At 54.4% G+C, this 1,408-nt stretch carries 1 protein-coding gene and 1 pseudogene; both read right to left on the bottom strand.

The features are described 5' to 3' along the window. Nucleotides 1-224: 224 nt before the first annotated feature. On the bottom strand, nucleotides 225-743 hold the full coding sequence (locus GSQ86_RS21800; protein ID WP_158752257.1) for a hypothetical protein: 519 nt from the start codon (nucleotides 741-743) through the stop codon (nucleotides 225-227). 281 nt (nucleotides 744-1,024) lie between these two features. Beyond that, nucleotides 1,025-1,408, bottom strand: a pseudogene (locus GSQ86_RS23210) (class I SAM-dependent methyltransferase); the annotation flags it as partial.

Here is a 1,408-nt window from a genome sequence, read left to right as displayed (position 1 = left end):
CCTCCGGTGAGTCATAACCCGGTATTCTCACCATCGCCGCCTTGTCGACTGACCAAATCGCGCTTGCTATCAGCCGGCACGACCGGCGCGATCATTCCGAAGGAGATCATCGCCCGCCAGCGTCCTGGCGGTGGACGCCAAACAGGAGGTGAAGATCGGGTGGTCTCGACTACTCCCCGCGCAACTTCATGATTCCGATCCCCTGTGAACGCGAAGGCCGAATCTTATTTCTGTTCCTGCGGTGACGGCGAGATTTTTGTTGATTGCACCTGTTGAACATTCCGCAGTTCCAAGACACGGTTCTTCCACTTCACCATTCTCTTCGGGTCGTTCGGCGCTTCGTTGGCTGCCAGCATCGACAGGTCGCGTACTTTTTCCTCAAGCTGGCTGTACAGTGCTCCCGATTCCGCAGTGTCGGGGTTTTCCCAAATGCGTTCGTATCCAGATGCCACTTCCGCCCACGAGTGGTTAAGTTCGGCCATCGTGCGTGTCTTCTGGTCGAGATTGAAAGCCACGGTGTACGCGGCCGCCAGTGTCACGACGATTGACATTAAAGCCGGGATCCACGCTGGCACTTTCAACAGAACAGTAATGACGGCACTGAAAGACAGGAACAATGAAAGGAAAGTTACGATCTGCTTTTGGCGAGTGTAGGAACCGGCCAAATCGCCGAAGTAGTACGTGCAGGTTTCGGCAGATATCAATCTTTCCCAGACGTTTCGTGGTTGGTCTTCAATCAGCACGGTTCCGGCCTGAATCGCATGTTTCGCGGGATACCCGGAGTTCCGCGATTGATGGTCCGAAGCTTAAAGCTGCTCTTAGCTCGATAGCAACTGGCAGAAGTGCCAGTGTTTTCGCATGCGGTCATTTTCGGTCCGACGCTTGAGGTCAGTTCTAGTCCGGCCCCTCCTGCTATTGAGTTTCCTTCGGTCCGTCGAAAAGGACTTCGGAATACCAACAAGTGAAATACCTGGGCCCGTGACTAATTCTCGGAACTCCGGCTGCATCATCTCCACGGCAGCCGTTAGGCTGACTTTTGCGCGAAATAGAGAAAGCGCAGCAGGCGCCTTTCGCTGGTCAACATGTGCACGCACGAAAGAAATTGTTGAAGGTCTTCAAAATTCGCTTTGCCTTCTATCGCGGTTAGCGCCGCGCGGCGTTCCTCCCGAGCTTCTCGCCAGCGCCGGGAAATGGAGACGGCATTTTCAGTCGTGTCAGTAGTCTTTACCGAATGAAAGCCTGCTTTTCGCAAGAGATCCTCATTGTGTTCAGGCGGACTGAAGAGGTAGTACCCGATCGAGCTGCGCGTAGCAATTTCCTGGTGCGAAATTGTCCCGCCGATCACAAGAGCGTCACTGAACAAGAGCCGGCCGCCCGGTTTCAGAATACGGAACAGTTCATGCAGCAC

The organism is Acidobacterium sp. S8, from assembly GCF_009765985.1.
In the GTDB taxonomy this organism is placed as follows: Bacteria; Acidobacteriota; Terriglobia; order Terriglobales; family Acidobacteriaceae; genus Alloacidobacterium.
Note: the sequence above shows the minus strand (reverse complement) of the source record. Positions and strands in the feature narration are given on the sequence as shown.